The organism is Leifsonia sp. 10L418 (assembly GCF_056395445.1).
This window is the reverse complement of sequence record NZ_JBFTJN010000006.1, coordinates 295,776-313,083: the sequence shown is the minus strand read 5'-3', so window position 1 is coordinate 313,083 and position 17,308 is coordinate 295,776. Positions and strand designations below refer to the sequence as shown.

Sequence of the window (17,308 nt, the reverse complement as noted above, 5' to 3'; positions counted from 1 at the left end):
CTAGACCGGCTGCACGAGATCGCGCAGCACGTCTTGAGCGCCGAGCCCGAATCGAGAATAGTCACCGCGAGTCCACGCCCTGAACACGAGGGGCACACGGCGCACCCGGGAAGCCGGCAACGACGATCGCATCCGCTCGTGGTCTACCTTTGCGGCGATCTTTGCCAGGGTTCCGACTGACGGAACGGGGAGAAGATGCTTCGCCCGCTCCTCCAGCACCTCGGCGCGTGCCAGCAGCCGTTGATTGCGGGCCGTTCGGGGCATGCTCAGCCGGCGGACCCGTCCGGCGGCGTCGAGGCTCGATGCTCCGATCTGGTTGCCGCCATGCTGGCGATAGTCGAGAAGAGACTCTTCGAGGAGATCCACCTCGCCAGTAGCCGCCGAGACAATGGCCAGCCATTCATCGTGCACCCATGGGGTCGGGAACGGTGTTGCCCGCCCCACAACCTCGCTGCGCAGCATCGTCGTCGCTCCCGTGACGATATTGCGCCGGAGCAAGGGATCAATTGCCCGTCCGGCGTGTTCGGCATTGCGGTCAGACTCAGAGACTCCCAACGTGGCGAGTAGCGTTTGCCCTGTCGGGCTGCCGTTCTCATCGACGAGGCGCGCGTCGGTGTGCAGAAGCAGAAGCTGCGGGCGCTCCACGAACTGTCCGACGAGGCGGTCGAGTCGATGCTTCGGCCACAGGTCGTCCTGGTCACACAGCGCGATGAGTTCGCTGGAACAGGAGTTCAACGCCTGAGCGAAGTTCGCGGTCACCCCGAGTGGTTCAGCGTTTTGCAGGACCAGTACTGCCAGCGGGTTCTGCGGGTTGGCCAGCCGCCACTCGGCAACCACCAGGTCGACGATTTCGAGTGTGCGATCACTCGAACCGTCATCCGACACCACGATCTGGGCCGGCAAGTAGGACTGGTTCAGGATGCTGAGAAGTTGCGCTTCGATGAATCGCGCCCCGTTGTAGGTGCAGAGTGCTACTGAGACATCGATCGGCGCCGACGTCGACGGTGCCACAGATCGGCTCGGATCAGGCGTCACTCTAACCCGCCGGCGACGAGTCGGCAGCGAACAAGCGATGCGACTCCCACGCCGACGCGACGATTTCGTCAACGCTTCGGCTGGCACGCCATCCCAACGTATTGTCAATTCGCTCCGGCGATGCGACGACCCAGGCGGGGTCTCCAACACGGCGTGGCCGAACCTCGGGAACGACCTCAAGCTCGGCGACGCGAAGGATCGCATCGACCATCTCCCGCACGCTGGTGCCGACGCCGGTGCCCACGTTGAATACCTCATGGCCCGGCGCGCGCGCGGCGAGGCCGTCGACCGAGGCAATGTGCGCTTCCGCGAGGTCGAGCACATGCACGTAGTCACGCACGCAGGTGCCGTCATCGGTCGGATAATCGTCACCGAAAATGATCGGCCGTTCGTCGTTGTCGAGCCGCTCGAAAACCATCGGGACGAGGTTCAGCACCGCCCGGTCGCCGAGTTCGGGCCAGCCGGCCCCGGCAACGTTGAAGTAGCGCAGGCTCGTTGCCCGCAGCGGGAAGGCATGGGTGGCTGCTGCGACCAAATTCTCCCCCACCAGTTTGGTTTCGCCGTACGGGTTGACCGGAACAGTCGGCTCATCCTCGCGGATGGCGGCCCCTTCAGTCGCCCCATAGACCGACGCCGATGAGGAGAAAAGCAGTTGGGTTACCCCTGTGGCCTCCATCGCCAGCAAGACGTTGGCCAGCGACCCGATGTTCTGCTGGAAGTACCAGGCCGGGCGCGCCACAGATTCGCCGACTTGCTTGCGGGCCGCGAAGTGGATGACGGCGTGAACCGAACGAGTGCGCATCAGATCACTGAGCGTCTCTACTGCTCCAGACTCGGCGAGATCGCAGCGGATCACCGGGACGCCGTCGAGGCGTGCCGCATCTCCGGTGATGAGATCGTCAACCACGACGATGTCGTCGAAACGCTCGCGCAAGAGTCTGACGACGTGGGCTCCGATATATCCGGCTCCGCCGGTGACGAGGATACTCACGGTTCGAGTCTACGAGACTTCGACCGTCTCACGTCGCGTCGTCAGCTCCCCACGGTTTCGCGCCGACTACTCTTGGTACGACGTGCCAGCCACTTTGCGAAGGAATGCAATCAATTTGTCGAACGATCGCCCCAGCATTGCTCCGCCGACTCGTGTCGCACCGTGGAAGCCGCTCGTGAACAAGTTCTGGGTGCCCGTCGTGCTCCTGATCGCTGCATTCGCGATGAGCGGAACGATCACGGCGAATCACAGCGACGCGCTTTCTCCCGTCGACGAGTGGGTCTATGTCGACTATCTCTTCAAGCTCCCCGAGCAGGGAATCGTGCACCAGGGCGAGAAGATCGGCGACGAGGCCCTCAACATCATGGCCTGCGACGGCGTCCAGCCCTATGGGCCGATGGGGCCGGCGTGCGGGAGCAACTACTCGGACCTGTCCGAATTTCCGTTCGCCGGAGTGACCTCTGCCGATGCGTACACCCCGGTGTACTTCGCCATCACGCGTGTCGTCGGCGACGCCATCCATGCCGTCACCGGCATTGACCAGCTCACCTCCTGGCGACTGACCGGTTCGCTCTGGTTGGCCCTGACCGTCGGCCTGCTCTACCTGCTTATGCGCCAGTGGCGCGTGCCTCGCTTGGTCAGTCTCGGGCTTGGGCTGGCCTTCATCGCGTCACCGTTCGCCTGGTGGACCTACAGCTATGTCAGCACGGATGCGCCCTCTGTCGCTTTCGGCATCATGCTTCTGTTTGCGGCGGTGAAGTTCGGGCGCGGCCAATGGTCTGGCTGGTGGGTGGTCCTCCTCAGCACCGCCGCCGTGATCTTCAAAGTGACTAACATCTTGGCCGTCTGCCTGGCCGCGCTCTACCTGTTGATTGTCTGGCTGCTTGAACTGCGGCGCACGCGGTGGTCAGGATTGATGACGCGACGCCCCGATCATGCCGACCGTGCCTCGCTCGCGCTTCCGGCGCTCGCCGTGGCGGCGATTGCCACCTCAGGAGCCGCTCAGGTGGCGTGGCTCGCGATTCGCCGCGCGTTGGCGATTGGCGTTCCGCCCGACCAAGCAATCGGCATCCCGCTCACCGTGCAGGAAATCGTGTCCCAGATCGTGAATTTCTTGCCCGGCACGATCACGGCAAACGTGAACTTGTCAGGTTCGACGAGCCTGGCCTACGCGATCCCGCCGTTCGTGGTGGAGCCGCTCTCGTGGATCTGCATCGCCGGTGTTCTCGGCGCGTTCTGGACACTGAAGAAGAGGTCCGTCACGACGCCGCTGATCGTCTCGATCACACTCGCGGCACTGTTCTTCGCACCGATGCTCGCCGTCATTCTGCAGCTGTTCACGGGGGCGTATTTCCCGCTTCCGCCGCGCTATGGTGCGCCGATCCTCGGCGCGTTCCTGCTTGCAGCAGGAATGATGGTGAAGAACCGCTGGGCCGCCGGGATTCTGCTTGGCTATGCGATCGCGCTGTATGGAACGGTGCTCATCACGGCACCGATACTTGCCTAGCGGTTGGTCAAGCCGGGCCTGCCCCCGCGGAGGCTAGCTGTCGCTCGTGGTGTTCTCCGGGCGGGAAACGACCGGTGACTGAGACAGCGCGACGCTTCGTGCGAGCTTGGTGATCTCAGATTCGAGCAGCCGGTGACGACGCTGCGCGACGATTGAGTTTCCGACGAAGACAATGATTAAGCCGTAGAGCAGCAAATCCGCACCACGCCCGACCCCCATCAGATTTGCGATTCCGTTGATCAGGTCGGGGAAGATGATCGCCAGCAGCGCAATCGCGAACAGGGCGAGCATCGAGAGTCGGCGGAGGGCGATGTGCCGAACACCGCGCCCGGGCATCAGAAGGAAGATCGCGAAAATTGCCGCAGCGGCGATGAGCGCAATCTTGATGAAGAGCTGGTCGTTGTCCATAGCGACTCCTACTTGAGAAACAGGTCACTCAGGATGTTCACCGAGTTCCAGATCGATTGGCCCTTGGACCGCGAATAATCGGTGTAAACCACAAATACGGGCTGCTCGGCGTAACGGAGGTTCTTCTTGCCAATCTCCGCGACGATCTCAGAGGCGTGGGCCATGCGGTTCTGAGTAATCGCAATCGATTCAGCAGCGGTGCGGTTCAGCGCGCGCAGGCCGTTGTGGGCATCCGTCAACTTCACCCCGGTGCTCATACGCTCAAAGAACACGGCGAGTTTCAGCACAATCTTCTTCAAACGGCCCGGCTTGGTGCGTCCGTCGAGAAAGCGGGAGCCGACGACGATGTCGAGCGGTTCATTCTCGAGACGGGTGACCATGTCGAGAGCATCGCTGACCTGATGTTGCCCGTCGGAGTCGAACGTGACGAAGTAACTCGCCTGTGGATCGCTCAGTGCGTAGTCGATTCCGGTCTGGAGTGCCGCGCCCTGCCCGAGGTTGATCGGGTGTTTGACGACGACGGCTCCGCCTGCGGCAGCTTCTGCAGCAGAGTTGTCGCTGCTGCCGTCATCGACACAGACGATGTTCGGGAACACGGTGCGTGCTTGTTCAATCACAGAACGCACGACAGTCGCCTCGTTGTAGAGAGGAACCACGAGCCAGGTTCGCTCTTCAATCGATGTGGAAATGAGTGTGCCTCTTCTGTGTGGCTGGGCGTATCGCCCGCCTTCGTCGGTCATGAAAGCCCCTCCGCGGGGGCAGGTTCGGTCACTATTTTAGCCGTGCCCCACCAAATGGTCAGCACAGCGGAGATGCCGGCGCCGGCGATGTAGCCGATCGCGGCGGCCCATGCACCCATCGACTGGGCCAACACCGCCATTGCAGCGACCCCCACCAGGAACCCGATGACTGACGCGACGGTGTACTGCCGGTCACGCCCCGTCGCGATCAGGGTGGCTGCGGGGACGAGGGAAACGGCGTAGATGTAGACGCCGATCAGCAAGGCGCGCATGTAGTCGCTCGCGCCGTCGTAGCTGGCACCGTAGAGCACCTCCACCACGAGCGGCGCGGCCACGGCGAGGGCCCCGAAGACCACGCCGAGCCCGGCCGCGACGACCGCGGTGACCTTGATCGTCGACGCACGGATGTTGCCGGTCGCGCGCGCGTGCATCCCCGCGAAGTGTGGAATCAGCACCTGGTTGAGTGACTGGCCGAGCATCGCGGCGGGCGTGGCGAGTGACAACGCTGCGGCGAAGAGGCCCGCGTTGCGGGGATCGTCGGCCAGCGCAGCGGCGAGCATGGCCACCTGCAGGAGCCCACCGGTGGCGACCTGCGCAATCGAATTGGTGGCGATGAAGGTGCGCACCTCGGCGCGGTCGACGCTGCCGCGCTCGACCCTCGTCGGCCAGTTTGCTGCAGCGAACACCGCATAGCCCAACGAGAGCGGCAGCAGCAATGCCCAGTGCCAACCCGAAATCAAGACGAGTGCGAGCAGAAGAATCGACGCGAACGAGGACACCGTATCCATCACCGCGACGCGCAAGAATCGGCTTGAACCGAGGGCCGCCCCGCGGGTGAACGCATAGGCGGAATAGGCGGCCATCAGGATGACGGCGCCGATCGCTGAGCCGATATCGTGCGCGAGGAAGTAGGCCACTACGAATGTTCCGACACTCAGGATCGGCAGGGAGAACAGGAACGAGCGGGTGATCACGGCGGCTGTCGGGGATGCTTCAAAGCCGGCGACGCGATCGCGTGGAATGTACCGAGACGCGGCGACACCGGACGCGGTCGGCCAAAACAGCGAGACGAAAACGGCCAGCGCGAGCAGGCTACTTACCTCGCCGAGGGTCTGGGCGCCAAGCACCCGGCCGATCAGAATGGTGTAGCCGAAACGCGCGAGACCCTGGATCAGTACTCCAAAAGTCGCGATTCCGCTGTTCTTGAGGAGCGCCCAGTTCATTCGTGAATGCTATCGGAGCGGGATCGGAGCGACCTGCACCCGACACGTAAGCTGGAGTGACCCACCCCAGATAACCCAGGAAGATCACACGTGTCCCTCTCACCCACGAGCATTCGGCAGAATGTGGCGGACCCAGTGCAACCTGACGCGACCGGGCGCGGCGTGCGCAGTGCGCCGACTTCCCGGATGCAAACTTTCGCGCGTCGGGCGGGACGTTTCCTGGTACCTCTGCTTCTTGTTGTTGCGTCGCTCGGCATGGCCTGGACGGTCACCGCTGCGCACTCCGAATCGTTCTCCCCCCGGGACGAATGGGTCTATCTGGACTATTTGAACAAGTTGCCGCAACAGGGTTTCATTCATCAAGGCGAGTTGATCGGCCCGGACCCGCGCGCCAGAATGGCATGCTTCGGCGTGCGGGACTATGGGCCGATGGGCCCGCCCTGCGGCAGTGACTACTCAAACCTCGACTCGTACCCCCAGCAGGCGATCAACACCGCCGACATCTACACCCCGCTGTACTTCGTTGTGACCCGGGCAGCGGCGGCCGGCATCCAAGTCGTAACCGGGCAGGACCTCTTTCATTCCGCTCGGTTGACCGGTGGGCTGTGGCTTGCCGGATCAATGCTGATGTTCTACGGCATGATGCGCAGCTTCCGTGTGAGCCGCAGTGCGATCCTGGGGCTGGGGCTTGCTTTCATCGCCTCGCCGTTGGCCTGGTGGACGTACACCTACATCAGCACGGATGCCCCGACCTTTCTCATCGGGGTGGCCGGCCTGTGGATCGCCCACGCCTTCGTGCGGGAAAGGGCAGCAGCCTGGACCGTCGTCGCGTTCTCGGCCGTTGCGGTGCTCTTCAAGACGACGAACCTGCTTTCGGTCGCGCTCATCGCGCTCTACCTGCTGCTCGAAGTGGCGTGGAAACGCTGGCGGGGATGGAAGGAAAGCGGCAGGTGGTCGTGGCCACGCGGCGCAGAGCTCAAGACGATCTTTGTTGCAGTCGGCTCGGTTCTGCTCGGTGGCCTCGCGCAAGTGGGCTGGCTCGCGGTGCGAGCGTTGACCGCGGTCGGGCCGTCTCCCGACCAAGGGAATCTCAGTTCTTTCGGCCTCGGAGAAATGGGCCGATTGGCGATGATGACGATTCCCGACGCCATCATCTCCAATTCGACGATCAACCCGTCCGGGGCGAACTCCTACCAAATCCCGGAGTTCCTCGTCGCTCCCCTGAGCTGGATCTGCATCATCGCCGTCGTCGGATCGTTCTGGCAATTGCGCTCACGCTCTGCGCAAGCAGCGCTCGTGAGCGCAATCGCGTTCGCCGCCGTGGTGTTCGTTCCCGCCCTGGCCTTTGCGCTGGCGCATTCACAGGGCGCTTATTATCCGCTGCCGGCGCGCTACGGCGCCCCGCTGGTGGCGTCGATTCTGCTTGCGGGCGGCTTCGTCTTGGAGAACCGCTGGGCGCGCGGAGCCGTGATCGGCTACGGCGCAGCCCTCGTGATCTACGTGATTCTGCAGGCGCCGGTTCTTGCTTAGGCAGGCCGTGCATGAACACCACCCATTTCTGAAACGTCAGGCGCATTCGCGGAAGAGTTGAGCCGATGCTGAAGATTCAGCAGCGCTGATCCGAGCCTCAACGGCGTGAAGCGCGCAATCTGCGGCGGCCAGCCGAACGCGCAAGCAAGTTCCAGCCCGTTGATCACAGCAACTTCCACGGCGCGGTGTACTACGGTTCCTAGAGTGACCGATTCGATAGATGGCCGCGCCCGCCGTGTGCGCGCACGCACAGACGACGCCCATGCACATTGGTTCCCCGGAGCAAACGGGCCGTGAGCATGCGCCATGCCCGTCGCCAGCGTCCCTCCCGTCGCCTCATCGTCACCCTTTCAGTCGTGGGTGGCCTGATCGTTCTGCTCGCCACTGCCGGTGGCTGGCTGGGCACCCGTGTACTCAATGCGAAGAGCTCATTGGAGAGCGCCCAGTCCCTCGTCGGCACCGTCAAGAAGCAGGCGACAGCCATGGACTTCGCCGGCATAGGCACATCATCCACCGAGTTGTCGAAACTGACGGCGGATGCCGTCAATCAAGCCCACGACCCCGTCTGGCGTGCCGCCGAGTTCATTCCGATCGCGGGCAAGAATCTCACCGTTGTGCGTGAACTTGCCGAGTCCATCGATTCAATTGCGCAAGACACCGTCGGCCCGCTCGCCATGGTCGCCTCGACGCTCAGCGTCGAGTCGCTGAAGCCCGTTGATGGTCGTTTGAACGTTGAGCCTATTCAGAAGCTGGCAGCCGCGATGGCACCGGCCGCCGTTGCCCTCGACGCGACGACGAAGGATGTTGCCGCGATCGATGCGAGCGGAACCGTCAGCCAGGTCAGCGACGCCCACACCAAACTCAACACCATGTTGCAGCCGGTCAACGAGATGATCGGTAGTGCGAACTCGGCGCTGGCCGTCGCGCCCGACATGCTCGGAGCATCCGGCCCCCGCACCTACCTGCTCGTCTTTCAGAACCTGGCCGAAGCCACTGCGCTGGGCGGCACTTCTGCCGCGTTGACGGAGATCAAGGTCGACAACGGCGCGATCAGCATCCAGCGGCAAGCATCGAGCGGGGACTTCCCGTGGCGGGACTCCCCGATCATGGAGCCGGATCCCACTCTCTCCGCGCTCTACACGCCTCAGTTTTACACGCGGCTCAATCTGGCGACGAGCCGCCCCGACTTCCCGACCGCCGCCGGGATAGCCGAAGCTTTCTGGCAGGAGCACATCGGTGGCACCGTCGATGGCGTGATCTCGATCGACCCGGCGGCTCTCGGGTACATCCTGAAGGCCACCGGTCCGGTGGCGATGAGTACCGGCGATCAGCTGACGAGCGACAACGTGGTCAAGTTGCTGCTCAACGAGGTCTACTTTCGCTACGCCGGCACAGACGTCGGACCGCAGACCGATGCCTTCTTCGCAGAGGCCGCAAAGACCATGTTCAGCGCACTGGTGAACACGAAAGCCGAGCCGAAGGCGCTCTTGCAAGCCGTCTCACAGGGAGTGAATAATCACCGCATCATGGCGTGGAGCGCGCATCCCGCCGAGCAACAACTCCTGGCTACGACGCCACTCAGTGGAATCCTGCCGACCGATAACACGAGCACCACCACCACCGGGGTCTTCTTCCGTGACATGTCAGCCTCGAAGATGGACTACTACCTCAACACCAAAGCGACGCTCACGACTGACGCCTGCACCTCCAGCACACCGACGTTCACCACACAGGTCGATCTGCACTCAAACATCACTCCCGAGCAGGCTGCCACCCTGCCTGCCTATGTGGCGAGCGGCCCCTGGGGCGGAGATCAATTCCAGACCCAGGTGTTCTTCTATGGCCCTCCCGGAACCAAGCTTGCCTCGACCTCCGTGGATGCGGCCGGCGTGCTGAGCGAGGTGGGCGGCACCGCCGACGACCTCGGCCGGCCAGTCGTCTGGTTCTGGGTGATCCTCGCTCCCGGGCAGACGAGCACGATCACCGCGACATTCACCGGCGCCGAGGGTACTTATGCCGCACCAGAGCTGCGCACCACCCCGATGCTGAACCCCACCACGGTCACCGTGAACTCACCCGGGTGCCCGGCGAAGAAGTAGCCAGCACATCTGAAGCGGCGCCCGAGATCACTGATCTCGGGCGCCGCTTCTTCGTTCGAGGAGGTTAAACGGCACCTTCTGGCGTGACGACAGCACGCACGGTGCGGAAGAGGATCGTGATGTCGGTGGTCAGCGACCAGTTCTCGACATAGTAGAGATCCAGACGGATGCTGTCTTCCCAACTCAAATTGGAGCGCCCGCTCACCTGCCACAGCCCGCTCATGCCCGGCTTCATAATGAGGCGCCGGTGGGCAGCATCGTCGTAGAGCGCCACTTCGGCGGCGCGCTGCGGACGCGGGCCGACCAGGCTCATCTCACCGAAGAAGACGTTAAACAACTGCGGCACCTCGTCGAGCGAATACTTGCGCAGGAACTGGCCAACGGGGGTGATCCGCGGGTCGTTTGTGACTTTGAAGAGGGGCGTGTCGGATGTGCCCTGCGCGTCGAGCAGGCTCTCCAACTGGTCGTCGGCGTCTTGCACCATCGAACGGAACTTAAGCATGCCGAACGACTCGCCATGCCGCCCGATACGCACCTGGCGATAGAGAATCCCTCCAGGGCCCGATCGCTTCACCGCGACAGCCACGGCAATGAGCACGGGCGAGCCGAGAAGAATGAGCAGCCCCGAACCCACGATGTCGAAGGTGCGCTTGTAGACGCGCTTGGCGCCTTCCAAGGTGGGATAGCTGACGTGAATCAGTGGCAGGCCCGCCACCGGACGGGCATGAATTCTGGGGCCCGCAATATCGGTGAGTGCGGGAGCGACAATCAGCTCGACGCCGCGGGCCTCAAGCTCCCAGCCGACCCGGCGCATGTCGTCGGGGCCGATCTCATCTGCGCCGGTCAGAATCACCGTGTCGGCCTGCGTTTCATCGACCGCGCGCAGCAGATCGCCGTAACCGCCCAAGATCGGAACCCCGTGGACCGCATCTTCGCTCGCCGAACCGCGCTGAATGAGCGCACCGACGAGGTGCAGTCCTGTTCCTGGCGTGCGCTGAATGGTTCGAGCCACATGGGCCGACTTCAAACGGTCCCCCATAAGCACCGCTCGTGAAATGTAGCGGGCATCTGCCTGCTGCTTTCGCAGCCATTGACGCCACGACCACCGGGAGATGAGGAGGAGAATCAACCCGGCCGGCAACGCTGTCAGGAAGTAGCCCCGGGCGAGCTCGATCTTGAAGAGGAAGGCGACGATGGCAAAAAGACCGAACAGAAGGACAGTTGCATCGCCAACGCGTTTGTATTCGAGAGTGCCACTGCCGATCACCTTGTGGTCTCGAGTCGCGAACACATCAAGCATGATCATCCATGCGACGACGAGAATGGCAGAAACTGTCAAATACCCCAAGCGGAGGCCGATAGCCTGCCCACTGGCGAGGTCTACGGACTCGAACCCAAACCAGATAAGTTGGGAGCCCACGACGGCCCCGACGATGACCAGCACATCAGTGGCAAAAAGCCGAGCTGCGTAGGCGCGCTGCCAGGACCTCCGACGCAACGCACCAATCGCACGTTTGCTGTCCAACGCCATTCGGTCCCCCGGTCATTTGAGCAATGAATTGTTTCGTCGCACCATCGCAATCGAGCAACATACTCCAGTCCATCCTTTCATGCCCTGGAGCAAGGCCCGGTAACCGAAGCCTATTCACCTGTCGCCATTCGGGATGATGGGAAACGCTGGGGCGGAGTTGACGCGTTTGGCGCTACCTGAGGTCGCGCTGCTCCCACAGCACCCGCGCAATGAGCTTCTGGTCGCGCTCATGAATGATTGCGCGCAGCACAACGGCGCAGAGAACACCGACGATCGCGCCTAAGGAATTCGCGACCACGTCGAGAGGGCTGGCAAATCGAGCGCTGAGCAACACCCCTTGGGTGAGCTCGATGGCCACTGACAAAGCGGGGCAGAGGAGAAGCGCGAGCCACCACGTCCGTTGCGGAAGAATCATCGTCGCAAGAAACCCGAGTGGGACGTACATCACCACGTTCGCCGAGAACTCAAGCTTGGAATAGCCGAACCAGTCTGGTACTCCGTTGCGGTGAAGCACCTCGAGGAACTTTTGGATCGACGATTCATATCCCTGGTCGAGCGGGGTGGGCCACATCGTTGCCATCAAGATGAGAACGACATAACCGCCTAGAACGATCACACTCAGCCACTCACGCGCCCTACTTTTTGCTGGTGCTACATCTGTCATTGCGCCGTCCCGACCGTCTGATTTCAACTCCCGGCCATTGCCTCGGAGCCGGGTGCTTGCCGGCACTCACCTCATGCGTGCTCACTCTGACGAGCGCTGCACCTGAATAGCGTAGCCGCGAGAGCAATCTGAGGCTCCCACTATCTATGAAAGAATCGCACAAGGGGCGAAAGAGTAGGTTCACCATCACAATCGGGTTTCGGGGCACCTGTCGAGTTGGCATCTCACCGCGAACTGACCTGGCTTCTCCTCCTGCGCCGAGCAACGACGTCAACGCGCCGACTCTCAAGGAGAACTATGAAATCGACCGCACAATTCAGAGCTTGGGCGCGCAAGCATGCGCTACTACTCATCGCATCGGTCGCGGTGGTGGCCGTCGTCGCTGTTGTTGCGGTGGTGCTTCTCGCGAAGCCTGACTCCTCGACGGCGTCCGCACCGCCCACCTCTTCTCCGAAGTCGCCCGCCGCACCCGCTGACCCCGTGACAGTGCACGTTCCGGCGTCGTTTCGCGATTGGAACATCGAAGGCGCGGATGACCCCACGTCGACCCTGAGCGCAGACGCCGGCGACTCCAACGCGGGCGATGTTGTGCTTCGTCTGGACAGCACCACTCCCGTTGGAGGCGCGACCTACGCGGGGCTCGTGCAGACAATCGCCGTCACCCCTGAGACGCAGTATTCCTTCACCGCCTGGACTCGGTCATCCGTTGCGGGCTCACAGGAATCAGGGGTCATCGTCTCCCTCGGGTCAGGCGACGCCGACCAGGTCGAAGTCCCTGTCTCACCGGAAAAGTGGCGTGAAATCAAGTCGACGGTGACAACGACCGCAGATCAGACTTCCCTCTCCCTACGCGTTTCAGCTAGCGGCCCGGCGATCGGGGTTCGACTCGACGATCTGCGTCTGACGGCCGCCGATACCGACACGAACCTTGTACAAAACGGTTCCTTCGAGCATTTCGACGCTCCGACCCACCTCATCGCGAATGATTCCCTCCTCATGACGAAGGGATCGGCGAGCATCGGGTTCGCATTGGCGACGAAGTCTGTGTCTTGGACCGTGGCCGATCACAACGATCAAACGGTCCTTTCCGGCGAAGCCGACCTCACGTCAGGCTTAGGAGTAGTCCCGTTGCGAAAGCTCGCGCCGGGCTACTACAGCATCGTTCTCACCAGCACCGACGACCCCCCTGCCACACTTCAGACGTCATTCGCCGTTCTCGAGTCCCCCGCAGCCGGAGCAGAGGCATCAGATTCACGCTTTGGCGTGGGCACCCACCTCAGCGAACCGGCGTACCTCGGCTCCGAAGTCCCTGCCGCCCAGCTGGGATTCCGGAATGCGCGCATGGACATTACTTGGAAGAAGGCCGAAAAGGCTCCGGGCGTGTACACGTTCCCGACAGACATTGACGCCAGCATCCAGCGGTTCGAAGCGGCCGGTCTGACCCTCTTGCCCATTAGCAACTACACGAATGACCTCTACGACGACGGAAAGACGCCACATAGTGCTGCTGGAGTTGAAGCCTTCGCAAACTACACCAGCGAGGTTGCTACCCACTACGGCGCTGAGTCAGTCGAGGTGTACAACGAGTTCAACAATCCGCCGATGAATAAGGGCGTCTGCGGCTTGACCGCTGACTGCTACCTGCCGTTGCTGCGTGCGAGCGCCGAGAAGGTGCGGGAGGTCAGCCCGACCACCAAGATCATCGGACCCGCGATCGCACACAAGGATGATGCCTGGTTGACTTCGCTGTATCAGGCCGGCGGATTGCAGTACCTGGACGCTGTGAGCTTCCACCCCTATGACAGTGCCCCCGAAAACGGCCCCGAGTTTCTCGCAAAAAGCCTCAAGCAGGCCGAGGATCGCATCAAGGAGTACAACAACGGTGAGAGCAAGCCGATTTGGATCACCGAGCTGGGCGTCAGCACCGCCGGCATCTCCGAAGAGGCACAGGCCAACTACGTGGTTCGTGCCACCGCAATCGCGCTGGCAAGCGGTGCCGAGAAGTTCTTTTGGTATGACCTCGTCAACGACAAGCCCGATCTTGCCGATCACGAGGGCAACTTTGGTTTGCTCCGCCAGACCACGGAATCAGTTCCAGCATTCGCCCCCAAGCCGTCCGCGGTCGCCCAGGCGGTCCTGATCCGTAAGATCGCCGGAAAGCTGGATACTGCACGAGACGAGCTCAGCGACTCAACGTTCTCGTACGCCTATAGCGACGCTGATTCGACGACCCGGGTGGCCTGGTCAACAACCCCTACCACTGTTACTTACGCGGCGAGCAAGCCCGTCACGATGACCGACCAATATGGGAAGGTGACGGTGATCAAGCCGGCCAAGGGCCTGATCACTGTAAAGCTCACTGAAGAGGCGATCTACCTCGACGGAAAGCTCACTGACGCTGCGGTCGCGGGCTAGCAGGAAGCTGCGCCGCTCGTACTGCCGCCGTTGTCGTTGAAGCCAAACAACGTTGTCGCGGAGGAAGCCTGCCGCGAGCGGGCAAACAAACATGAACTGGGGCACACGCCCCCCTCTGAACGCAGCAGATCATGAGCCGCCCTTGCCCCTGAACAGCGGCACGCAGGGGATTGAAGAACTCCGATAGGGTCTGTGAGTGCGCGGAAAAAGACAGGACATCCAAGGGCTACGCGCAATTGCTGTTTTGCTCGTTATCGCAAATCATTTGGTCGGCTGGCCCAATGGCGGCTTCATCGGGGTGGACCTGTTCTTCGTCATCAGCGGGTTCCTCATCACAGGATTTCTTCTTCGCGAGCATGAACGCGTAGGGAGGGTTTCCCTCCGTGGGTTCTACATGCGACGCATCAAAAGAATCCTTCCGGCCGCATTGACTGTCACGGCTGCGACAGTTGTCCTTGCCAATCTGCTGTTCTCCACAGCGCGCGCTGGAAGCACCCTTGTCGATGGACTCTTTTCGTCGGTTTTCGTCGCCAACTGGCGTTTCGTTGCGATTGGCACCGACTACATGCACGCCGACGACAGCGTGTCTCCGCTCCAGCATTACTGGTCCTTGTCGGTCGAAGAGCAGTTCTATCTCATCTGGCCGATCGTAATCATTCTCACCCTTGCGGTTGCGCGGCGTTACCCCCGCAGGTATGTCACCGCAATTCTGGCTTTCCTCACCATTGCGTCATTTGGTTGGGCGCTCTGGGAAAGTGCAGCGCAACCGACGTGGGCGTATTTCTCAACGGCGTCAAGGGCCTGGGAACTCGGAATTGGCGCGTTGCTGGCATGCTGCACGACCAGCTTGAGTAGGCTACCGGCGAGGATCCGGCCTCTGCTCGTACTCGGGGGCCTCGCTGCAATCGGCATCAGCACGTTTGAGATCACAGACGCGAGTGTATTTCCAGCTCCGTGGGCTCTCGTCCCTGTGCTGGGCACGGCCGCCATCATCGCTGCTGGGATAGGTCAAACTACACGAGCTTCATACCCGATCGCGAACCCGGCAACAAGTTACCTCGGCGAAATATCCTTCTCACTCTACCTCTGGCATTTCCCGGTGATTGTCTTTGTCGGCGAGCTGTTGCCACAGCGGGGCGAAAAATACCTCCTTGCATCCCTCATGTTGACTGTGTTGCTTTCGATCGCGACCTATCACTGGATCGAATCACCTTTGCGGCGCGCGACATGGAGCACGTCAGGCTTTGCCAATGCGTTGAAAGCCACCCGAGGCAAATATTCTGTGCTGCCTGCACTGCTGGTGTGCGCGCTAGCCGTCGGTGTCATGACTTTCCAGTCGCGTTTACCAGAAGCCTCTGCGGAGGCACATGAGGACTCAATTGCGGTGCTTCTCGGGTCGTCATCCCCAACCGCCGCCGAATCTGCACGAAGCGCGCAGATCAGAGACGCCCTGACCCTCAGCGAATGGCCGGAACTCTCTCCTCCGATTGAATCGCTCGGTGTGCACGATCGAGCCCCGGAGTGGGTCGAAGATGGGTGCGCAATTGACTCGACGGTGGAGAACTCATCTACTCCAGCGCAAACCGTCCGGCGCTGCACCTTTGGACCGGTCAACGCCAAACATACGATCGCAGTTCTCGGCGATTCCACGGCGATCAGTTACGTTCCTGCGATTCGGGCCGCGGCGGGCAATGACACGATGATTCGGCTTTACATCATGGAACAATGTCCCGCTACCGACGTCTCGGTACGCTTGTGGAGCGGCGAATCTGCGTCTCGTTGTAATCCATTTCGAGTCTGGGCGTTGGGAGAAATTCGATCGACAGCACCGGATGTCGTCATTCTTGCCTCCGCGCCAACCACGATTAGGCGCCTGGGAGATCGCGCAACGAGCACGGATGCACTGGTTGAATGGGAAGCCGGCACTCGGCGTTTGTTCGACCAGTTGTCAATGGCCACTGTCATTTCGCTGGACCCGCCCCCCACTATGCGGTCGCTTCAGGATTGCGCAGTCCCAGGAAGCACGCCCAAAGACTGCGTCTTCGCCCCCGAACAAGATTTCATCGATGTTGGCCGAGTCACTCGCGAGGTCGCGTCCGAATATACGAACGTCACAGTGCCCTCCACCATTGAATGGTTTTGCAGTGCTAACGGCGAATGCCCCCTATTTGTTGGGTCGACCCCAATCCTGGTGGACGGCAGCCACCTCACAGCCGCAGCGTCCGTCGAGTTGGCACCATTTCTCCGAGAGATGCTTGCAGGGCGACTCACTGAAGCGAGTGAGATTCGCGGGTAGCGCTGTCAATGGTCATTCAGAACTGCCCATCCGTGGCCATCAGAATTGGGAAACCCCGTTTCTAGAAGGTTAGAGACCGAATGTCTCAGGACCTCCCGTTGTCAGTCGGCTGTGTCGGTAGGCCGACTTCTTCGCGTCTGAGTTTGGCGATGTCTTCGGCTGAGTACGTCGCAAGAATCTGCCGATCGTTTCCGCCCTGAAGCACATTTTCAGTCAATAGCGCTGACGTCTCGCTTCGACGAATCTCATCGAAATGGCGACTTGTGCTGTTCACTTGACGGACTGCATAGCCTTCTCGAACGGCCATCTTGTGGAGCCAAATATCGTCGGCACGGGGCGCAACCTGAAGAAACGCGGTTCCCTCTGCTTTGAGAACTCGTTGGAAGCCGGGCGGATAGAGCACCCCTGATACCCCTGTCGCAAAATTGAGGATGCTGGGAACAGTTCCGTTGCAGAGCTTCCAGGTCGCATACGGAGCGAACCCGTCGACGCTGAGGGATATTCGAGATGCGCGATGACAAGAGATGTCGGATGGGTTCGTCTCATACGACCCCATCAGTTGGGATAGCCAGGCGCGTGGGTAAAGCACATCATCGTCCGCCGTAACCAGCGGTGCGCGAAGATCGCTCGCCGTTTCGAGGTACGAGTAGTACTTCTTATGAGGGCCGTAGTCCCGAACTCGTTGGATTTCCAAGCCTCGACGAAGAAGCCTGCGTAAAGATCTCGGCACCGGCGCCTCGCTGTTTTCGTCCAACGACAAGATCAAGCGCCCGGGAAGGGTTTCCCCTTCAGCAATTGACTCGATTGTGAGATATACCTGGCGCATCCTGTCCCCGAAAGTGGTGAGTGAGACCACGGGACCGTCAGGA

Annotated in this window: 12 protein-coding genes; 5 read left to right on the top strand and 7 right to left on the bottom strand. The window is 61.6% G+C overall.

Going from position 1 to position 17,308, the window contains the following annotated elements:
• Both AC1DCF_RS14105 and galE read right to left on the bottom strand, forming a co-directional pair.
• Positions 1 to 1,011, bottom strand: coding sequence for a glycosyltransferase family 2 protein (locus tag AC1DCF_RS14105; protein WP_477211553.1), 1,011 nt, complete (start codon positions 1,009 to 1,011; stop codon positions 1 to 3).
• Positions 1,012 to 1,036: 25 nt separating this feature from the next.
• A complete protein-coding gene (gene galE, locus AC1DCF_RS14100) occupies positions 1,037 to 2,026 on the bottom strand; it encodes a UDP-glucose 4-epimerase GalE (RefSeq protein WP_477211552.1) in 990 nt (329 codons plus the stop codon).
• A gap of 115 nt (positions 2,027 to 2,141) precedes the next feature.
• Between galE and AC1DCF_RS14095 the strand changes: the two genes are divergently transcribed.
• Positions 2,142 to 3,533 carry a hypothetical protein gene (locus AC1DCF_RS14095; RefSeq protein WP_477211551.1) on the top strand — a complete coding sequence of 464 codons (1,392 nt, stop codon included), beginning with the start codon at positions 2,142 to 2,144 and terminating at the stop codon, positions 3,531 to 3,533.
• Between the two features lie 33 nt (positions 3,534 to 3,566).
• Here AC1DCF_RS14095 and AC1DCF_RS14090 read toward each other — a convergent pair whose 3' ends face one another.
• Genes AC1DCF_RS14090 through AC1DCF_RS14080 form a run of 3 tightly spaced genes read right to left on the bottom strand, consistent with a single transcriptional unit; the run spans position 3,567 to position 5,904 of the window.
• Positions 3,567 to 3,941, bottom strand: a complete 375-nt coding sequence (locus AC1DCF_RS14090; protein WP_477211550.1) for a DUF2304 family protein — start codon at positions 3,939 to 3,941, stop codon at positions 3,567 to 3,569.
• Between the two features lie 8 nt (positions 3,942 to 3,949).
• Positions 3,950 to 4,618, bottom strand: a complete 669-nt coding sequence (locus tag AC1DCF_RS14085; protein ID WP_477211577.1) for a glycosyltransferase family 2 protein — start codon at positions 4,616 to 4,618, stop codon at positions 3,950 to 3,952.
• 59 nt (positions 4,619 to 4,677) lie between these two features.
• Complete coding sequence (locus AC1DCF_RS14080) at positions 4,678 to 5,904, bottom strand: lipopolysaccharide biosynthesis protein (protein ID WP_477211549.1); 1,227 nt, start codon at positions 5,902 to 5,904, stop codon at positions 4,678 to 4,680.
• Positions 5,905 to 6,090: 186 nt separating this feature from the next.
• Here AC1DCF_RS14080 and AC1DCF_RS14075 point away from each other — a divergent pair, with 186 nt between their 5' ends.
• Both AC1DCF_RS14075 and AC1DCF_RS14070 read left to right on the top strand, forming a co-directional pair.
• The gene (locus AC1DCF_RS14075; protein ID WP_477211548.1) at positions 6,091 to 7,434 is read left to right on the top strand and encodes a hypothetical protein; all 1,344 of its coding nucleotides are present in this window, start codon (positions 6,091 to 6,093) and stop codon (positions 7,432 to 7,434) included.
• Positions 7,435 to 7,733: 299 nt separating this feature from the next.
• Positions 7,734 to 9,533, top strand: a complete 1,800-nt coding sequence (locus AC1DCF_RS14070; protein ID WP_477211576.1) for a DUF4012 domain-containing protein — start codon at positions 7,734 to 7,736, stop codon at positions 9,531 to 9,533.
• A gap of 64 nt (positions 9,534 to 9,597) precedes the next feature.
• On the opposite strand, the gene AC1DCF_RS14065 is transcribed toward AC1DCF_RS14070, so the two are convergent.
• Both AC1DCF_RS14065 and AC1DCF_RS14060 read right to left on the bottom strand, forming a co-directional pair.
• Positions 9,598 to 11,064 (bottom strand): sugar transferase, encoded by a 1,467-nt coding sequence (locus tag AC1DCF_RS14065; RefSeq protein WP_477211547.1) that lies wholly within the window; start codon positions 11,062 to 11,064, stop codon positions 9,598 to 9,600.
• Between the two features lie 172 nt (positions 11,065 to 11,236).
• Positions 11,237 to 11,680 (bottom strand): VanZ family protein, encoded by a 444-nt coding sequence (locus tag AC1DCF_RS14060; RefSeq protein WP_477211546.1) that lies wholly within the window; start codon positions 11,678 to 11,680, stop codon positions 11,237 to 11,239.
• Between the two features lie 345 nt (positions 11,681 to 12,025).
• On the opposite strand from AC1DCF_RS14060, the gene AC1DCF_RS14055 reads away from it, so the two are divergent.
• Positions 12,026 to 14,143: a glycosyl hydrolase gene (locus AC1DCF_RS14055; RefSeq protein ID WP_477211545.1), complete on the top strand. Its 2,118-nt coding sequence runs from the start codon at positions 12,026 to 12,028 to the stop codon at positions 14,141 to 14,143.
• Positions 14,144 to 14,339: 196 nt separating this feature from the next.
• Positions 14,340 to 16,439, top strand: a complete 2,100-nt coding sequence (locus tag AC1DCF_RS14050; RefSeq protein ID WP_477211544.1) for an acyltransferase family protein — start codon at positions 14,340 to 14,342, stop codon at positions 16,437 to 16,439.
• Positions 16,440 to 17,308: the final 869 nt, after the last annotated feature.